Annotated in this window: 13 protein-coding genes and 1 pseudogene; 7 read left to right on the top strand and 7 right to left on the bottom strand. The window is 72.7% G+C overall.

Annotated elements, in window-relative coordinates; translation table 11 throughout:
- Positions 1-91 precede the first annotated feature (91 nt).
- Positions 92-832: pseudogene (locus ACWD4A_RS04980) on the top strand (FecCD family ABC transporter permease); the annotation flags it as partial.
- 85 nt (positions 833-917) lie between these two features.
- Here the strand turns inward: ACWD4A_RS04980 and ACWD4A_RS04975 are convergent.
- Positions 918-1,700 (bottom strand): LuxR C-terminal-related transcriptional regulator, encoded by a 783-nt coding sequence (locus ACWD4A_RS04975; RefSeq protein ID WP_451189627.1) that lies wholly within the window; start codon positions 1,698-1,700, stop codon positions 918-920.
- Positions 1,701-1,855: 155 nt separating this feature from the next.
- Here ACWD4A_RS04975 and ACWD4A_RS04970 point away from each other — a divergent pair, with 155 nt between their 5' ends.
- The 3 genes from ACWD4A_RS04970 (at position 1,856) to ACWD4A_RS04960 (ending at position 7,366) form a co-directional block, all read left to right on the top strand.
- Positions 1,856-4,606 carry a BTAD domain-containing putative transcriptional regulator gene (locus ACWD4A_RS04970; RefSeq protein WP_451189625.1) on the top strand — a complete coding sequence of 917 codons (2,751 nt, stop codon included), beginning with the start codon at positions 1,856-1,858 and terminating at the stop codon, positions 4,604-4,606.
- A gap of 208 nt (positions 4,607-4,814) precedes the next feature.
- On the top strand, positions 4,815-6,374 hold the full coding sequence (locus ACWD4A_RS04965) for a prenyltransferase (protein WP_451189623.1): 1,560 nt from the start codon (positions 4,815-4,817) through the stop codon (positions 6,372-6,374).
- Positions 6,371-7,366: a terpene synthase family protein gene (locus ACWD4A_RS04960; RefSeq protein ID WP_451189621.1), complete on the top strand. Its 996-nt coding sequence runs from the start codon at positions 6,371-6,373 to the stop codon at positions 7,364-7,366. The genes ACWD4A_RS04965 and ACWD4A_RS04960 overlap by 4 nt, the downstream gene beginning before the upstream one ends.
- 12 nt (positions 7,367-7,378) lie before the next feature.
- Here the strand turns inward: ACWD4A_RS04960 and ACWD4A_RS04955 are convergent, their stop codons facing one another.
- From ACWD4A_RS04955 to ACWD4A_RS04930, 6 genes are all read right to left on the bottom strand, one after another.
- Entirely contained in the window at positions 7,379-7,717 is a 339-nt protein-coding gene (locus tag ACWD4A_RS04955) for a hypothetical protein (RefSeq protein WP_451189619.1), read from the bottom strand.
- Positions 7,710-8,771: a hypothetical protein gene (locus ACWD4A_RS04950; RefSeq protein WP_451189615.1), complete on the bottom strand. Its 1,062-nt coding sequence runs from the start codon at positions 8,769-8,771 to the stop codon at positions 7,710-7,712. The genes ACWD4A_RS04955 and ACWD4A_RS04950 overlap by 8 nt, the downstream gene beginning before the upstream one ends.
- 99 nt (positions 8,772-8,870) lie before the next feature.
- A complete protein-coding gene (locus ACWD4A_RS04945) occupies positions 8,871-10,472 on the bottom strand; it encodes a M48 family metalloprotease (RefSeq protein ID WP_451189612.1) in 1,602 nt (533 codons plus the stop codon).
- Positions 10,473-10,598: 126 nt separating this feature from the next.
- Positions 10,599-11,633: a polyprenyl synthetase family protein gene (locus ACWD4A_RS04940; RefSeq protein ID WP_451189609.1), complete on the bottom strand. Its 1,035-nt coding sequence runs from the start codon at positions 11,631-11,633 to the stop codon at positions 10,599-10,601.
- Complete coding sequence (locus tag ACWD4A_RS04935) at positions 11,630-12,394, bottom strand: oxygenase MpaB family protein (protein ID WP_451189607.1); 765 nt, start codon at positions 12,392-12,394, stop codon at positions 11,630-11,632. The genes ACWD4A_RS04940 and ACWD4A_RS04935 overlap by 4 nt, the downstream gene beginning before the upstream one ends.
- Before the next feature lie 217 nt (positions 12,395-12,611).
- Positions 12,612-13,403, bottom strand: a complete 792-nt coding sequence (locus ACWD4A_RS04930; protein ID WP_451189604.1) for an SDR family NAD(P)-dependent oxidoreductase — start codon at positions 13,401-13,403, stop codon at positions 12,612-12,614.
- Between the two features lie 412 nt (positions 13,404-13,815).
- Here ACWD4A_RS04930 and ACWD4A_RS04925 point away from each other — a divergent pair, with 412 nt between their 5' ends.
- The 3 genes from ACWD4A_RS04925 to ACWD4A_RS04915 all read left to right on the top strand — a co-directional run bounded on the left by ACWD4A_RS04925 (position 13,816) and on the right by ACWD4A_RS04915 (position 17,288).
- The gene (locus tag ACWD4A_RS04925; protein ID WP_451189601.1) at positions 13,816-14,253 is read left to right on the top strand and encodes a helix-turn-helix domain-containing protein; all 438 of its coding nucleotides are present in this window, start codon (positions 13,816-13,818) and stop codon (positions 14,251-14,253) included.
- A gap of 10 nt (positions 14,254-14,263) precedes the next feature.
- Positions 14,264-14,680 (top strand): VOC family protein, encoded by a 417-nt coding sequence (locus tag ACWD4A_RS04920; protein ID WP_451189599.1) that lies wholly within the window; start codon positions 14,264-14,266, stop codon positions 14,678-14,680.
- A gap of 202 nt (positions 14,681-14,882) precedes the next feature.
- The gene (locus ACWD4A_RS04915) at positions 14,883-17,288 is read left to right on the top strand and encodes an ATP-binding cassette domain-containing protein (protein ID WP_451189598.1); all 2,406 of its coding nucleotides are present in this window, start codon (positions 14,883-14,885) and stop codon (positions 17,286-17,288) included.
- Positions 17,289-17,290 lie beyond the last annotated feature (2 nt).

Genomic DNA, 17,290 nt, shown 5'->3' with positions numbered 1-17,290 from the left:
AGGTCGCGGACGTCGATGAACTGCAGCTCCAGGCCGCGCGGGCCGGGTGCCAGGACCGGGCCGCCGCGGGCGACGCGGTTCAGCCACCACGGCAGGCCCCGATGTGATCGGCGTCGGGCACGGTGCGGCGGCCGCGACCGTGCTCGCCCTGGCCACCGGGACGGTCGCGTCACCGGGCGCGCTGCCGGCCGTGTCGGTGGCGGGCGGGCTGGCCGCCGCGGGCCTGGTGTACGCGCTGGCCTGGCGGCGCGGTATGCAGCCGAGCCGCTTCGTGCTGGCCGGGGTGGGCATCGGTGTCGCGCTCTCCGCCGTTGTCCACCTCTACCTCACCGAATCCGAGCTGGACGCCGCCGAGCAGCTCAAGCTGTGGCTGACCGGAAGCCTCAACGGACGCGGCTGGGCCCAGGCGGGACCGCTCGGCTGCGTCCTGCTGCTGTGCCTGCCCGCCCTGCTGTGGGCCAACCGCGTACTGCGGCCGCTCGGCCTGGACCCGGACACCGCCGCCGCGCTCGGCGTCCGCGTGCGACGGACCCAGCTGGGCCTGACCGTACTCGGCGTGGTCCTCGCGGCGAGCGCCACCGGCGCCGCGGGCCCGATCGGCTTCGTCGCACTCACCAGCCCCCAACTGGCCAGACGCGCCGCGCGCACCACCCAACTGCCCCTGATGTGCTCGGCGCTGACGGGATCGGTCGTCGTGGTCGCGGCCGACCTCGCGGCCCGCACGCTGCTCACCCCACTGGAAATCCCGGTCGGAGCCCTGACCGCGCTGGTCGGCGGCCCCTATCTGCTCTGGCTGCTCGGCCGCTCGGGACGAACGGGCGCCGGGAGCTGACCCGGAGCCCCCGGCCGCGCCTGCCGCTCGTCCAGCAGGCGGCCCGGGTGCGTGGTCGAGGAGCGAGCCTCGGACGAGGTCAGATTCACCCGAGCCGCGCGGCCTTGATACCGGCTTCGAAGCGGCTGCGGGCGCCCAGGCGTTCCATGATCGAGGCCATCATCCGGCGGGCCGTGCGGGGTGAGACATGGAGCTTGCCGGCGGCGGACTCGTCGGTGTGGCCGCGGGCCATGAGGGAGAGCAGGGCACGTTCGGGTTCGGCCAAGGGCTCGCCGGTGGCCTTCCGGCCGGTGTCCAGGGGAGTGGACAGGGACCAGGTCTGCTCGAACAGGGCGACCAGCAGGGCGATCAGGCCGGGGTCGGACAGGCACAGCGCTCCCTTGCGGGTGTCGGCCGCGTCGACGGGCACCAGGGCGAGGGCGCGATCGGCCAGGATCATCCCCGGTGGGAGGGCGGCCGCGGTGCGGAACTCACCGCCCCGGTCGGCCAGTCGGCGTGCGTAGTCCCGGGTCGCGGCGTCCTCGCGTGCCCCGTCCGGCGCGATCGTGCGGATAGTGACGCCGCGCTCCAGGGCGTGGGCGTGCCGGGCCGCGTCGTGGGCGGCCGCGGACCGGGGTCCACCGGGCATGATCGTCAGGGTTTCGCGGACAGTGCCGCGGGCCAGCTCCCGCAGTCGGCGCCGGACCGCGTCCATGCCCTCCAGCCGCTCGACGCTCCCGCTCGCGGAAGGGCGGCGGCCCGTCCCGGCGAGCGCGTGGACGAACGATCCGTGGCTGCCGGCGATCCCGTCGGCCCTCCGGCCGGGAGACTCCAGCATCTCCCGGCAGGCCTCCGCGTCCGCCGCCTCCAGGCCGAGTGTTGTGAACATGGATTCCCCTTTCGAGACCGGTTCCTCGTACGGGGCAGTTTGCAGGGTCGCGTTCAATGCTGGATCAACGACCGCCCGACCCGCGCCGCCGACCCGTCGGCGGGCCCTCGCACCCCCGGTATCCTGGGACTTTTCGTGGGGGAGGTAGGGAGTCGATGGAATTCCGGCTGCTCGGAGCGGTGTCAGTCGCCACCGAGGCCGGTGATCTTCCGCTCGGCCCCGCCAAGCGGCGCAGCCTGCTCGCCTCCCTGCTGCTGAGACCCAATTACCCGGTTTCGGTCGAACAGCTGATGGCGGCTCTGTGGGACCACGAGCCGCCGCCGCGTGCCCGCGGTGTCATCCAGGGACATGTGTCGCGGCTGCGGACCCTGCTGATCGCGGCCGGTGCCGGGATGTACGGCGTCGAGCTGGCCACTCAGGGCACCGCGTACGTCCTCCGGATGCCGGAAACCCTGTTGGACGCCCACCGCTTCGAGGAACTGGTGGGGCTGGCGCGCAGCCAGCGCGCTCCGGCCGATGCCGTGGCGATGTACCAGGAGGCGCTGTCGCTGTGGCAGGGGCCCGCATTGGCCGACGTGTATCTGAGCCCGCCGCTCCAGGCCGCCGCGCATGAGCTGGAGGAGCTCCGGCTGGCCTCGGCGGAGCAGCTGGCCGTCGGCTACACGCGGTTGGGCGAGCACGCGCGGGCTGCGGCGGTACTGCGCGCGGAGGCGTTCGCCCAACCGCTGCGCGAATCGCTGTCCGCCGCCCTCATGAGGGCGCTCCAGCGGGCGGGGCGCCGCTCGGAGGCACTCGACTGGTTCCACCGGACCCGGCGGCTGCTCGCCGACGAACTGGGGGTCGACCCGGGCCGGGAGCTGACGGACGCCTACGCGGTGGTCCTGCGCGGAGAGGACGACAACGCACCGGAGGCGGCGGCTCCGGCCCCGCCCGTACCCGCCACGGCGCCCGCCTCGCCCCCCGCGCCCGTGGCACCGGCCGCCCTCCACACCGGCACGGCCGACCTGCTGCCGCGCGCACCCCGCGGCTTCCACGGGCGCACGGCCGAACTCGCCGCCCTGTCCCGGGCCGCCACGGGCGAGGCACCCGTCTGCCTGGTCACCGGGCCCGCCGGAGTGGGGAAGACCGCGCTCGTGGTGCAGTGGGCGCACCGCAACCGTGCCGGGTTCCCCGACGGCCGCCTCTACGCCGACCTGCGTGGTTTCGGCGATACGGGCGAGCCCGCCCTCACCGAGGTGCTGCGCGAGTTCCTGCTGGCGCTGGGTGTCGCGCCGCGCCGGATACCGGAGTCGGCGAACGGTTCGGGTGCCCTCTTCCGGTCGCTCGCCGCCGACCGCCGGCTCCTCGTCGTACTCGACAACGTGTCCGACTCGGGGCAGGTCAGACCGCTCCTGCCGGGCGGCCCCCACTCCGTCACCATCGTGACCAGCCGGTACCGGCTGCGCGGGCTGATCGCCTCCGACGCCGCCCGTCCCGTCCCCGTGGACGTACTCGGGCCGGAGGACAGCGCGGCCCTGCTCGCCGGGGTGCTCGGCAGCGAACGGGTACTCGCGGAACCGGCGGCCGCGCGGCGGACGGCCGAACTGTGCGGCGGGCTGCCGCTCGCGCTGCGGGTCGCGGCCGCCAGGCTGGCGGACCGGCCCCACTGGCCGTTGGACGCGATGAACACCGAACTGTCCGACGAGACCCGCCGGCTGCACCTGCTGGACGTGGAGGACACGGGCGTACGCGCGGCGCTGCGCCTCACGGTGGGGCAGCTCCCCGAGCCCGTCGCCCGCCACTTCGCCCATCTGGGACGGCATCCCGGCGCGCACTTCGACCGGTACGCGATGGCGGCTCTGGCGGGCACGGATCCGGCCACGGCCGAGGCCGCGCTGGAGCGGCTGACCGCCGCGCACCTCGTCACGGAGACCGCGCCGGGGCGGTGGACGCTCCATGACCTCGTACGGCTCTACGCGCGCGGCCTGGACGCCGGGCCCGATGCCCTCACGCGCGTACTCGACCACTGCATCGCCACCGTCCTCGCGGCGGCGGCCGCGGCGGCACCCGGCGACGAGGCGTGCTTCGCGCTGCCCGCCGATTTCCACCACCCCTACGGCGTGCGGGAGTTCGCGGACCGGTCCCGTGCCATGGCCTGGTACGCGGCCGAGCGCGAAGACCTCGCCCTGGCGGCGGCCGCGGCCCGCGCCGCCGGGCTGCACAGCAGGACCTGGCGGATCGTCCTGGGGCTGTGGCCGCTGATGGTGTGGCAGGTGCGTGGTGGCTGGACCCCTCTTCTGGAGACCGCGCTGGAGGCGGCGAGGGCCGCCGCCGACCTTTCCGCCGAGTCCCGGGTGCTGGCCCTGCTCGGCTGGGTGCTGACCGAGGAGGGCCGCACCGCCGAGGCGCTGTCGTATCTGGAGGCCGCCCCCGCGCTCGCCGCCCGGGTCGGTGATCTGCAGGGTGAAGCGACCGCGCTGGTCAACCTGTCCTTGGCGCAGGCGGCGCTGGGCGGCCCGGACGAGGCGGCCGAAGGGTGCGTCCGGGCAGCGGAACTGGCGCGTACGGCCGGCGACCGGCACACGGAGCGGCTGGCTCTGCACCACCTCGCGCGGCATCGGCTGAACACCGGGGAATGGCAGTCGGCCCTCGACACGGCGACCGCGGCCATCGACCTCGGCGATGCCTCGGGTGCGCAGTCCTCGTCCGGGGTGTTGCTGCTCACGACGGTGGGAGAGGCGCTGCTGGGGCTCGGTGACCAGGACGGAGGCATCCGGCAGCTCGACCTCGCGGCGCGTGAGGCGGAGTCGTCCGGCTACGACGACGGCGCGGTACGGGCACTCGGCGCGCTGCTGCGGGTGTCGGAGGACGAGGGGTTCCGGGTGCGGCACGACGCGGCGCTGGCACGACTCATGGCACGGACCTGAGCACGCGCCGTCGTACGCCGGTACGTCGGCGGGACGTCGGCCGGGCGTGAGCGGAACGCCGGCGGGCCTGCCCGGACCGGTGCTCACAGCCGCGCTGGGTCACCAGCCCGGCGGCAAGGCCTGCAACTGGAACACCGCCAAGCCCTACGACTCCTGACCCCTCTTCGCCCTGTTCCGCCGCGGCATTCCGTCGACCATACTGATGGGCGTGCCAGGCACTCCGCGGGACGCGTCGGTGATGGTGGACCTGATGCGGTCCGAGCCGGCAGGGCAGATGACGCCGTCGGTGTACGAGACCGCGCGCCTGGTCTCCCTCGCTCCTTGGCTGCCCGGACACGACCGGCGTCTGCAATTCGTGTCGCGCGCCCTGCGCCCGGACGGACTGTGGGAGTGCCGTGACGGATACGCCCTGGTGCCCGGACTCAGCGCCGTGGAAGCCCTGTTGGCGTGCGTCGCGCGGGACGGTCCGCACGCTCCCGGCCACACGCGCACCGTCCCGGCCGCCGTCGACGGTCTCAACGCCCTACGGCCCGTGCTGGAAACGGTTTCCGGGGCGGCCTTGCCGGACACGGTGGCCGCCGAAGTGATCGTTCCCGGACTGGTGGCACGTATCAACGAGCGTGTCACAGCGCTCAGGACCGCGTTCCCCCGGCTGGACATCGCACCGCTGCCGGTGTCCGCCGGGACCGGCGCCGCCGAGCGACCGCGCGCCGGGGTGGGCGGGAAGAACACACACCCGGCCAAGCTGCTGCACACCCTGGAGATCCTGGACGGTCACCGGCCGACGACCGTACGGGTCACCGGCGGGTGCGTGGGTTGCTCACCGGCTGCCACGGCCGCATGGCTCGGCTCCGGAACGGCGACGTCGGCCGGTCCGGATCCCGCCCGCTACTTCGCCGACCTCGACGCGCGGTACGGCGGCCCGGTGCCGAGCGTCACACCGATCACCGTCTTCGAGCGCGCATGGGTCCTGGCCGCCCTTCAGGAGGCCGGGGCCGACCTCGTGTCCCTGGCTCCCGATCTCCTGGACGAGCTGGAGGACGTGATCGCCGACGGCCCGGCGCCGGGCGCTCCGGGCCTGCCGCCCGACGCCGACACCTCGGGCGTCGTCCTGACCGTCCTGGCCCACGCGGGGCGCGTCCGTGCCCCTGGGGTCCTCGACGAGTTCCACAACGGCCGGTACTTCCACTGCTGGACCGGGGAACGGACCCCCTCGCCGACGGCCAACGCCCACGCGATCCAGGCACTGGGCGCCTACCTCCACCACCGTCCGTCCGCGGCCGCCCGCTACGGACCGGTCCTCGACGAAACGGTCCGCTGGCTGGTCCACACGCAGACGCCGCAAGGCTGTTGGACCGACAAGTGGCACTCCTCCGCGTACTACGCCACTTGGTGCTGCGCCACGGCACTGGCCCGTCACGGCGGTCCCTCCGGCCGGGCGGCGGCGTACCGGGCGGCCCGGTGGGTGACCCGCACCCGAGGGGAGGACGGCGGCTGGGGCCGCTGGCAGCAGACATCCGAGGAGACCGCCTACGCGGTCGCCACCCTCGCACTCTTCGGGACGAGCCCGGCCATCGACAGCGGCGCCGCCTTCCTGCACCGCCGGGCCGCCGACACCACCCGGCCCCGGTCGGGGCACCCGCCGCTGTGGCACGACAAGGACCTGTACGCCCCCACCCTCGTCGTCGACGCCGCCATCGCCGCGGCCCTCGCACTCGCCCGTCGCACGGCCCGACCGGCCGGCCCGGACGCCGGCACCGTGTCATGACCGGAGCGCCGCGCAGGTGGTTCCCGCAGACCGACAGCACCTTCGGCAACGCCTTCCTGGCAGGACTGCCGCCCGCCACGCTCACCCAGGTCATCGACCGCGCCGATGTCACCGCGACCGCCCTGCGGAGCTGGGCCGTACCACCGGTCCGTACCACGCTCATCCCAGGGGTCAGCCTGGTCACCGCCGCCACCGCGCGTGACGCGGGCGACCACGAGCGGCTTCTCGCGGCCCAGATCTGTCTGTGGACCTTCGCCGTCGACGACCTTTTCGACGAAGGGCGACTGACCTTCGAGGAACTCCAACAGCGTTGCCACGCCTGGCAGATACTGGCCCGCCACGACCACCTCGGTCCACCGGACGACACACCCCTGTCCGCCGTCCTGCTCGGCATCGTCCGCGAGCTGCGCCGCTATCCGCTCTTCCCCGCCCTGCGCGCCGTGTGGGCCGAAGCGCTCACTGAGGTCCTCACCGGCATGCTGCGCGAACACCGCTGGCGCGACCGGCACCGGTCCACCGGCACACTGCCGTCCCTGCGGGCCTACCGTGTGAACGGCATGCGCAGCATCGGCGGGCCCATATGCCTGTGGACCGTGATAGCGATGCTCGGCGATCCCAGCGTGCCGCACCGCCTCGGCCCGCTGCGCCGACTGGAACGGGCCGCGTGCCTTGCCATACGGCTCGCCAACGACCTCCGTACTCACGAACGGGAGGCGGCACAGGGCGACATCAACGCCGTCACCCTGCACTACGCCGCCGCCCGCCGCACCGGCCAGGGGCACGACCGGGCTCTGTCCACAGCGCGCGCGAACGTGCTGCGGGAGATGCGCGCGGAGCTGGACCGCTGCGCCGCTCTGCGCCCGTTGGTCGCCACCGCCACCGGCGCCCCTGAGGCTCTCCTCACCGAAACGGCCCTCTTCGCCTGCTCCTTCTACGCCGTGCAGGACGTGCGCGACTTCGGACCCCTCGCGCACGCCCCCTCGGCACACTGACCGGCGCTCCGGTCAGCGCTTCTGGAAGCGGGGTTCCGGCCATGCGGTGATCGGTTCGCTGGACGCCGAGTAGATCTCCAGGAGCGACAGATAGCCGTCCTTGGCGAACACCATCACCCCGGCGTCGGCCGGGTCGGTGTACCAGGCGTCCGCGGCCGGATGCTGTGCCCCCGGCGCCGGGGGCACGGACGCGCGGTCCACCGTCAGACCGACCGTCACACAGCCGCATCCGCACCCGTCCGTCACCCGTGCGTGCGGAATCTGCGCGCGCAGCGCTTCGCGCGCCGGATCCGAGCCGCTCAGCAGCGCGTTCAACGTCGCCACCGCGCCCGGCGAGAGGGGCTCAGCCATCGGCCCTCGCCGCCGCACCCTTGAGCGCCCTGTCCCGGACGTGACAGCAGAACTCCGCCGGGTCGCTGTAGTAGCGCCACGGCAGGGCACCGACATAGCCGTCCACCAGCCGGAAGTGTCCCAGGGCCGCCTCATGACGGCCCTGCTTGGTCAGGCAGTAGGCCAGCAGGTGCCGGACCTCCGCGGTCCTGGGGTGGTCCGGCCGTGCCGCGGCGACATCCGCCAGGGCGGCATCGGTCAACGCCGTCATCTCCGGCCAGCCGTAGGCCTCGTCCGGCGCCTCGCCGTCGTTGTGCTCGTACCAGCCGATCAGCGGGAACACCGTCAGCAAGCTGCCGCGCGGGGCCGTCGCCGCGGCCTGCGCGGCGAAGTCGCGGGCGAGTTCGGCGGAGCCGTGCCACTTCGCGCTCCAGTACTGGAGCGCGTGCCAGTGTGCCTCGTAGTGGTACGGGGCGCGGGCGGTGACTTCGGCCCACAACTGGCGCAGCGCCTCGTGCGGGGCGCCCAGGCCCTTGTACAGCGGGATCTGCAGGAGGTACGGGGTGGGGTCGCCGGGCAGGGCGAGGGACGCGGCACGGGCGAAGTCCTCCCTGGCCTCCCGCAGTACCCGGTGGAAGCCGGCGGCCTGCTCGGCGGTGGTGTTCTCGGCCCAGCCCGAGCCGCGGATCTGCCAGGCCAGCGACACCTTCGCGTCCGCGTGGACCACGGCCGCGTCGGGGTCGTCGGGGCGCGCGGCCTGCCAGGCCCGCAGCCAGGTGTCGTCCTCGGCCGCCCGCCGCGCGATGATGCCGACGAGGTAGGAACGGCGTTCCCAGTCGGTGCCCGCGGCGGCGAGCGCCTGCGCGGCGGGCTGCCACTCGCCCCGGGAGAGGGCCGCCAGCACGGTTTCCGCCTCGGGGTCCGGGCCTGCCCGGTCCGTGTTCTGCCGCTCCGGCGGCAGCAGGCCCGCACCGATTTCGGCGGCGATCCTTTCCGTGCGCTTGGTGCGCTTCCTGGATCGCAGCCAGAAGAAGAGCATGGCTGCGACGACGATGAGCGGGAAGATCCCGGGCATGGATTTATGCGGTCCGATCGCTTGTGAGTTCTTGAGTTCTTGAGTTCTTGAGTTCTTGAGTTCGTGCGGTTCGTGGGTTTGTGGTTTGTGGTTCGTGGCTCAGCGAGCGAGGAGAGTCCGCAGCGGCATGGTGTCCGGAGCGTCCGCGACGGCCGCCCGTACCGCGACGGCCACCGCCTCCTCCGTCCCACCGGAGTGCGCGGACCCCGGCAGCCGGAGCCGCGCCCGCTCGGACCAGGACAGCTCCCAGTACGCCCCGGCCTTCTCCACCAGGGCCAGCTCCGCCAGCCGGCACATCCCGGCCTCCAGCGCCGGCCGCAGGAACTCCCGTGCCGCCCGGCCGGTCGCCCGTGCCGCCTCCGTCGACTTGGGCAAGTGGCCCGCGATCAGCCACAGTTGTCCCGCGTCGGCGGAGTCCAGCAGCGCCGCGAGATCCCCCGATGCGCTGCCCGAGGCCACCCCCGCCGTGGCCAGTGCCGTCCGCAGCGGCTCGGTCTCCGCCACCGCCAGCGCGTGCATCCCCCGGTGCGCCAGCTCCGGCCAGTCCGCCCGCTCCATGGCCAGCGCCTCCGGTGCGAGGAGGACGTCCTCCAGTTCCACCAGCACCCGCCGGACATCGCGCAGCAGTGCCAGCGCGGGCCGCGCCGGGGCCGCCGCCGGACCGCTGTCGGGCATCGCCTCGATCAGCCGCACCCGCTCGGCCACCGGAGGATGCGAGTCGTACGGGGACTCCTCGCCGGGCGGCAGTTCACCGCGCAGCTCCGCCAGATCGGACCGGCGCCGCGGGTCGGCGAGCAGATGGCGCAGGCCACCGAAGACCTCGCCGCGCGGCGGAAGGAGGCCCGCCTCGACGCCCAGCAGGGCGTACCGGCTCTGGTAGAAGTCGTGGGCGGCGTCCAGGGCCCCGATCTCGCGCAGCGCCGAGGCCGTGGCGTCCCGGCCCGCGACCCGGACCGCCATCCGGTCGGCGGCGAGTTCCTGCTGCCGGCCCACGCTGCTGGTGGACCGCAGGTAGAACCGTGCGTACGCCTGGAACGGCTTGGCCGTCATCCGGTACCCGAACCCGGCGCCCCGGGTGTCCACGTCCTTGGCCTTCCTGCCCCTGCGCAGACGCCTGGCGGCCGCCTTCTCCTGCCGGGACCGCTCCTTGCCGATCCGCTTCTGTTCCTGCTCCCGGAAGGCCGCCACGGTCCGTATCACGCAGTCGCGGCCCCGCCGGGTGATGCCCGCGAGGCGGGTGTCCGCGTTGCCGTAGTGGCCCAGCTCATGGGCGATGACGGAGTGCAGCTGAGGCTCGGTCAGGCCGGTCAGCAGCGGCACGCCGAGGTACAGGCGGCGTCGGCCGGGCAACAGGCCCAGCAGCCGGGCGTCCTCGGAGACCGCCGCGTTCACCTCCCCGGTGAGGAGGATCTCGTCGGGCGCACGGGTCCCGGACCGGTCGGCCAACGAGCGTACGGTGCGCCACAGTTCGGGTTGCCCGGTCTCGGTGACCGGCAGCGCCTCCTGTTCGTCCCCGGCACCCGTGCCCAGCGTGAAGACGCCGCGCAGGACCGGGAATCCCAGGAGGGCGGAGATCACGGTCACCTTGATCGCGGCAGGGGCCGGCGCCCAGATCCAGGCCGCCGCATCGGCCCCGGCGAGCACGCCGAGCACGGCGAGGGCAACCAGATAGAAGCCGGCCAACAGTACGAGCGCGCGCACTGCGCGCGGAGACGCACCCACGGAGCAGAGTCCCCCACATTCAGAAAAATCAGAGCGGGAGGATCATATGTGCGAATCGCACGCGGACCGGATCATTTTCGCCGACCGCCGAATGGCACCACGGAGTCAACAGCGGCGGTGGGCCACATACCGGCCCAGCGCCTCCAGCAGCTCCAGCCCCGGGCCGGCCAGGTCCACATGCCTCAGCCGTTCCCGGGCGCGGGCGAGCTGGGCGGCGACGACATCGTCCGTACGGGCCCTCGCCCCGGTCCGGTCGATCAGCTCCATGGCCGTGCGCACCTGCTCATCCGTCAGCCGACCCGGCAGGGCGTAGAGGCCCGCGAGGCGTTCGGCGTGCCGCCCACGGGCCGCCAGCGCCAGGACGACGGGCAGAGACTTCTTGCGCGTCCGGATGTCGGAGCCGACCGGCTTTCCGGTGACGGCCGGGTCACCCCACACACCGAGCACGTCGTCGGTCAGTTGCAACACCATGCCGACATGACGCCCGTACCCCGCCAGAGCGTCCACGGCCCCCGCGTCCCCACCGCCCAGCAACGCGCCCAGAGCGCAGGAGCACTCCAACAGGGCGGCGGTCTTCGCCCCCGCCATCGCCAGGTATTCCCGCACCGAGACCGTCGCACGGTCCTCGAAGTCGACATCCCAGGCCTGCCCGTACGCCAGCTCGCGCAAGGTGTGCGCCAGCCGGAGGGAGGCCGGGCCGCGGCGGTGCGGGGAGCGCAGGAGCACGTCCCAGGCCAGTGCCAGCAGGACGTCACCGGTCAGCAAGGACCGACCGGTGCCGAACCTGGTCCAGGCGGCCGGACGGTGCCTGCGCCGGACGTCGCGATCGATGATGTCGTCGTGCAGGAGCGAGGAGTTGTGCACCAGCTCCACCGCCACCGCCGCGGGAAGACTGTGCCGCGCCTGCCCGCCGACCGCCGCGGCAGCCGCCAGGACCAGTGCGGGACGCACCGCTTTCCCCGCACCGCGGGCAGCACCGCCGGGCTCGTCGGCCAGCCCGCACTGATATGCCGCTACCGCCGCCACCGACGGCGGGAGTGTGGCCAAGGCGTCCCGGAGCGGCAGCTCCAGCAGCCCACGGGCCGATGCGAGCAACCACATGGCGGCCCGCGACCCGGCCTCGGCAGGCTCGACCGTCATGGGCCGACGTAGCCGGAACCCAGTCGGCTCATCACCTGGCTCCACACCCTGGCGGGAACCGTGTCGAGCGCCGACTGCAACAGCGTGACACCCACCGTCACCGCCGCGTCGGTACCCGCCGGCCCCGCGAACCCGTACATCCGACGGGCCCAGGCGGGCAACAGCGCATAGGCCGCGGCGGCCGTCGCCATCCACGGCGGATGGGCTACGTTCAGACCGGGCGCGTGTTCCGTACGGGGAAACGCGACGAACGACGCGGCCTCGCGTGCCTCCGGCGTCATCCGCAGGTGCGGCATCATCCCCGTGAAGTAGTCCTCCACCTCGCTCACGCTGCCCGGCACTTCCGCGGCCCGGAGGCCCACGAGTTCGGCACGTACCCGCTGCTCCTGGTAGAAGCGGTCCTTCTCCGCGCCCGAGAGGGACACGGCGCCCGAACGGGTGGCGACGTGCAGGTACGACTCGACTTCCGCCATGTGCACCCACAACAGCAGGTCGGGCCCGTCCACGGGAAACTCTTCCCCTGTCCGCGGATCGCGCCCCTTCAGCCGCCCGTGCACGGCACGCAACCGCGCCCCCGCCGCCTGTGCCGTCTCCCGGCTGCCGTGCGTGGTGGCCCAGACGTACTGGACGATGGTCATCAGCCGCTCGACCGGATCCCCCTTGTACCCGGCGATCTGCGCCTCGGCCGCCGCCGCCCGCGGGTGCAGTGCCTGCAGCAGCAGGGAACGCAGGCCGCCCAGGCCCACGATGGGCTTGACCATGACCCGGCGAATGACGCTCTCCGGAGGGAACAAGGCCTCGTCGTCCCGTAGCACCGTGGCCACCTCCCGACATCAGTGGAATTCTTTAGCGGTGGGCCGTCCTGGAGGTCCGGGCGGAAAACATGATGACACGATGGCGACGGCGATCCGCGGCTCCCCGGGACCTCGGTGTGTTCCGGGGAAAAAGGCTTCGTACCGCGAAGGTCTCCCGTCGATGTCAGCGTTTGTCGCGCTGGCCTCGGGCGATTTGTTCGGTGGTCCTGTCGGCGCCGATGCGGCGTTGGACGGCCGCGGACAGGCTGGGGGCGATGCCGCCGATCAGGGCGGCCAGGCGCAGGTTCAGCGGGGCCACGTCCACCTCGGCGAGGTTGTTCTCGACGGCCCGTACGGTCGCGCGGGCCACGTCCTCCGGTGAACGGGTGCCGATCCCGCGCGGCAGGGTCGCACCGGAGTCGGCGAACATGCCCGCGTCCCTGATGAAGCCGGGGAACACCGTCGAGACACCGACGCTGTGGGGCCGCATGTCCTCTCGGAGCGCGAGGGCGAAGCCGCGCATCCCGAACTTGGTGGCGTTGTAGAGGGAGGCCCGCCCGGACGCGGTCTTGCCGGAGAGCGAGGAGACGAAGACCAGGTGACCGCGGCGGCGGGCGGCCATGCGTTCCCCGGCCAGCTTCGCCATCACGATGGGCGCGCGGAGGTTGACGTCGAGCGCGCGGTCGATCTCGCCGACGGAGTAGTCGGCCAGCAGACCGCTCGCCGGCAGCGCGGCGTTGGCCACGAGTACGTCGATCTCGCCCGCCGCGTCCAGGAGTTCCTCGACCGCGTCCCGGTCGGTCAGATCGGCGGGTATGGCCCGGCCGCCCAGCTTCTCGGCCAATGGTTCGAGCAGGTCCGCGCGGCGCCCGGTGAGCACCACCTCACCGCCGCGGGCGGCCAGGCCCACCGCCAGCGCCCGCCCGATCCCGCCGGAGGCCCCCGTCAACAACACCTTCGCGCCGAGCAGATCCATGTCGGATACTCCTGTCCTGGGTACGTCTGGATGCGGACGTCACACATCCGCCGGAGCGGATGGGGAGACGCGGCCGGTCTCCGAGTGGTGCTCCTGGTCCGGGACTTCGGGCCGGGCGCCGTAGCACACGTGGAGCGCGAGCCGAGGAACGGCGTGAACTCCCGGACGCCGAACGGCAGGGGAACCCCGGCGATGGAGAGGGGACCGTGACCACGCATGCCCCCGTCCTCGCGCACGTTACGGCCGCCGGTCTCGTGCGAATGTTCCGGGGCTCGCCCATGCGATGCTGCCCACGGTCGGCCCCCGGGACACCGGCCGGCGTCCGGCACGGCGCGCGTGACCACGGGGGACAGCCGGCCCAGGAGCACTGACCGCGGAGGCGGGCCACCGCCGTCGTGCGATGCTGGTGGGTATGACCCTGGAGGACCTGGTACGGCTGCGGCGCGCGCGGGACGTGATGGACCGCGACTACGCGCGGCCGCTGGACGTTCCGGCGCTGGCGAACATCGCCCTCATGTCCCCTGGGCACTTCTCCCGCAGCTTCCGCGCCGCCTTCGGGGAGACGCCCTACAGCTATCTGATGACCCGCCGTGTCGAGCGGGCGAAGGCGCTGCTGCGGCGGGGCGACATGAGCGTCACGGAGGTCTGCCTCGCGGTCGGATGCACCTCGCTGGGGTCGTTCAGCTCGCGCTTCACCGAGCTGGTCGGCGAGAGCCCCAGCGCCTACCGTGCCCGCCGCCACGAGGCCGGCGCCGCGATCCCGGCGTGCATCGCCAAGATCCTCACGCGACCGGTCAGGAACAGCGCATCGGTCAGGATCGGAGAAGCGGAATCCACCGCCGCCTCGTAGCGTCGGAGGCATGGACATCAAGCTTTCACAGTGCTTCATCGCAGTCGACGACCATGACAAGGCGCTCGCCTTCTACCGCGACATCCTCGGCCTGGAGGTGCGCAACGACGTCGGGTTCGAGGGAATGCGCTGGGTGACCGTCGGCTCACCCGCGCAGCCGGACGTGGAGATCGTCCTCGAACCGCCTCTCGCCGACCCCAATGCCTCGCCGGCCGACAGGCAGGCGATGGCGGAACTGCTGGCCAAGGGCATGCTGCGCGGCGTGATCTTCTCCACCGACGACTGCGACGCCACCTTCGAACGCATCCGGGCCGCCGGCGGGGAGGTGCTGCAGGAGCCGATGGACCAGCCGTACGGCGTCCGCGACTGCTCCTTCCGCGACCCGGCCGGCAACATGCTCCGCTTCAACCAGCCCCGCAAACGGTAGGACAACCGCGGCCCGTGGCCGCCCCGCGCGGGCCGGGGCCCGGGGGATCCACGGGCCGGAGCGGCCCGGATACCTTGCTCTCGCGCCGGGCACGGCACCGGCCGACGAAGCGGAACCGTATGCACTGCCCGAAGCCGGTCGGATCGGGCCGGGCGACGCCGACGGAGGCCGCGAAGGCGGCCGCCCGACAGATGGAGACACGATGGGCAAGGCCAAGAGGACGGACGCGCAGTCGCCCGCGCCGCACGTCGCCGACAGCCACGATCTGATCCGCGTGCACGGCGCGCGCGAGAACAACCTCAAGGACGTCAGCATCGAGATCCCGAAGCGCCGGCTGACGGTGTTCACCGGCGTCTCCGGCTCGGGCAAGAGCTCGCTGGTGTTCGACACGATCGCCGCGGAGTCGCAGCGGCTGATCAACGAGACCTACAGCGCCTTCGTGCAGGGCTTCATGCCGACGCTCGCCCGGCCTGAGGTCGACGTACTCGAAGGGCTGACGACCGCGATCATCGTCGACCAGCAGCGGATGGGCGCCGACCCCCGCTCCACGGTCGGCACCGCCACCGACGCCAACGCGATGCTGCGCATCCTCTTCAGCCGGCTCGGGAAGCCGCACATCGGCTCACCCCAGGCGTTCTCCTTCAACGTCGCCTCGATCAGCGGAGCGGGCGCGGTCACCCTGGAGCGCGCCGGGCAGACCGTGAAGGAGCGTCGCAGTTTCAGCATCACCGGCGGCATGTGCCCGCGCTGCGAAGGCCGGGGCACGGTCACCGATCTCGACCTCACCCAGCTCTACGACGACTCCAAGTCGCTCGCCGAGGGCGCGATGACCGTCCCCGGCTACAAGGCGGGCGGCTGGAACCACCGGCTCTACAGCGAGTCGGGCCTCTTCGCCCCGGACAAGCCGATCCGCAAGTACACCAAGAAGGAACTGCACGACTTCCTCCACCGCGAGCCGACCAGGATGAAGATCGCGGGCATCAACATGACCTACGAGGGGCTGATCCCGCGGATCCGGAAGTCGATGCTCTCCAAGGACCGGGAGGCGATGCAGCCGCACATCCGGGAGTTCGTGGACCGGGCGGTCACCTTCACCACCTGTCCCGAGTGCGACGGAACCCGGCTCGGCGAAGGGGCCCGGTCGTCGAAGATCAAGCGGATCAGCATCGCCGACGCCTGCGCGATGCAGATCAGCGACCTGGCCGAATGGGTCCGCGGCCTCGACGAGCCGTCGGTGGCGCCGCTGCTCGCCACGCTGCGGCAGACCCTCGACTCGTTCGTGAAGATCGGCCTCGGCTATCTCTCGCTCGACCGGCCGTCGGGCACGCTGTCGGGCGGCGAGGCACAGCGCGTCAAGATGATCCGCCACCTCGGCTCCTCGCTCACCGACACCACCTACGTCTTCGACGAGCCCACCATCGGCCTGCACCCCCATGACATCCAGCGGATGAACGACCTGCTGCTGCGGCTGCGGGACAAGGGCAACACGGTGCTCGTCGTGGAGCACAAGCCGGAGACGATCGCGATCGCCGACCACATCGTCGACCTCGGCCCCGGTGCCGGTACGGCGGGCGGCACCGTCTGCTTCGAGGGCACCGTCGAGGGACTGCGGGCCGGCGGCACCGTCACCGGCCGTCATTTCGACGACCGGGCCACCCTCAAGGAGACGGTGCGCAAACCCACCGGCACGCTGGAGATCCGCGGCGCGACGACGCACAACCTGCGCGACGTCGATGTCGACATCCCGCTCGGGGTCCTCGCCGTCGTCACCGGCGTCGCCGGCTCCGGCAAGAGCTCGCTCGTGCACGGATCACTGCCACACCGGTCGGAGGCGGCCGGCGAGGGTGTGGTGTCGGTCGACCAGGGCGCGATCCGCGGCTCGCGACGGAGCAACCCGGCGACGTACACCGGACTCCTCGACCCGATCCGCAAGGCGTTTGCGAAGGCCAACGGCGTGAAGCCGGCGCTGTTCAGCGCCAACTCCGAGGGCGCCTGCCCCAACTGCAACGGCGCAGGCGTCGTCTACACCGACCTGGCGATGATGGCCGGCGTCGCCACCACCTGCGAGGAGTGCGAGGGGAAGCGGTTCCAGGCATCGGTGCTGGACCACCACCTCGGCGGCCGCGACATCAGCGAGGTGCTGGCGATGTCGGTGACCGAGGCCGAGGAGTTCTTCGGTTCCGGTGAGGCGCGCACGCCGGCCGCGCACCGCATCCTCGGCCGGCTCGCCGACGTAGGGCTCGGCTACCTCAGCCTCGGCCAGACGCTCACCACGCTGTCCGGCGGCGAACGGCAGCGGCTCAAGCTGGCCACCCACATGGCGGAGAAGGGCGGCGTCTACATCCTCGACGAGCCGACCGCCGGCCTGCACCTCGCCGACGTCGAGCAACTGCTCGGCCTGCTCGACCGGCTCGTCGACTCCGGCAAGTCGGTCATCGTCGTCGAGCACCACCAGGCGGTCATGGCACACGCCGACTGGATCATCGACCTCGGCCCCGGCGCGGGCCACGACGGCGGCACGATCGTCTTCGAGGGCACCCCCGCCGACCTCGTCGCCGCCCGCTCCACCCTCACCGGCGAGCACCTCGCGGCCTACGTCGGCGCCTGACC

This window comes from Streptomyces sp. NPDC002537 (assembly GCF_053594975.1).
Note: the sequence above shows the minus strand (reverse complement) of the source record. Positions and strands in the feature narration are given on the sequence as shown.

Excerpts from the sequence above, each read along its gene's own strand:
- ACWD4A_RS04975 (WP_451189627.1), bottom strand. The coding sequence starts at position 1,700 with ATGTTCACAACACTCGGCCTGGAGGCGGCGGACGCGGAGGCCTGCCGG.
- ACWD4A_RS04960 (WP_451189621.1), top strand. The coding sequence starts at position 6,371 with ATGACCGGAGCGCCGCGCAGGTGGTTCCCGCAGACCGACAGCACCTTC.
- ACWD4A_RS04955 (WP_451189619.1), bottom strand. The coding sequence starts at position 7,717 with ATGGCTGAGCCCCTCTCGCCGGGCGCGGTGGCGACGTTGAACGCGCTG.
- ACWD4A_RS04925 (WP_451189601.1), top strand. The coding sequence starts at position 13,816 with ATGACCCTGGAGGACCTGGTACGGCTGCGGCGCGCGCGGGACGTGATG.
- ACWD4A_RS04915 (WP_451189598.1), top strand. The coding sequence starts at position 14,883 with ATGGGCAAGGCCAAGAGGACGGACGCGCAGTCGCCCGCGCCGCACGTC.
- ACWD4A_RS04935 (WP_451189607.1), bottom strand. The coding sequence starts at position 12,394 with ATGGTCAAGCCCATCGTGGGCCTGGGCGGCCTGCGTTCCCTGCTGCTG.
- ACWD4A_RS04940 (WP_451189609.1), bottom strand. The coding sequence starts at position 11,633 with ATGACGGTCGAGCCTGCCGAGGCCGGGTCGCGGGCCGCCATGTGGTTG.
- ACWD4A_RS04920 (WP_451189599.1), top strand. The coding sequence starts at position 14,264 with ATGGACATCAAGCTTTCACAGTGCTTCATCGCAGTCGACGACCATGAC.
- ACWD4A_RS04950 (WP_451189615.1), bottom strand. The coding sequence starts at position 8,771 with ATGCCCGGGATCTTCCCGCTCATCGTCGTCGCAGCCATGCTCTTCTTC.
- ACWD4A_RS04970 (WP_451189625.1), top strand. The coding sequence starts at position 1,856 with ATGGAATTCCGGCTGCTCGGAGCGGTGTCAGTCGCCACCGAGGCCGGT.
- ACWD4A_RS04930 (WP_451189604.1), bottom strand. The coding sequence starts at position 13,403 with ATGGATCTGCTCGGCGCGAAGGTGTTGTTGACGGGGGCCTCCGGCGGG.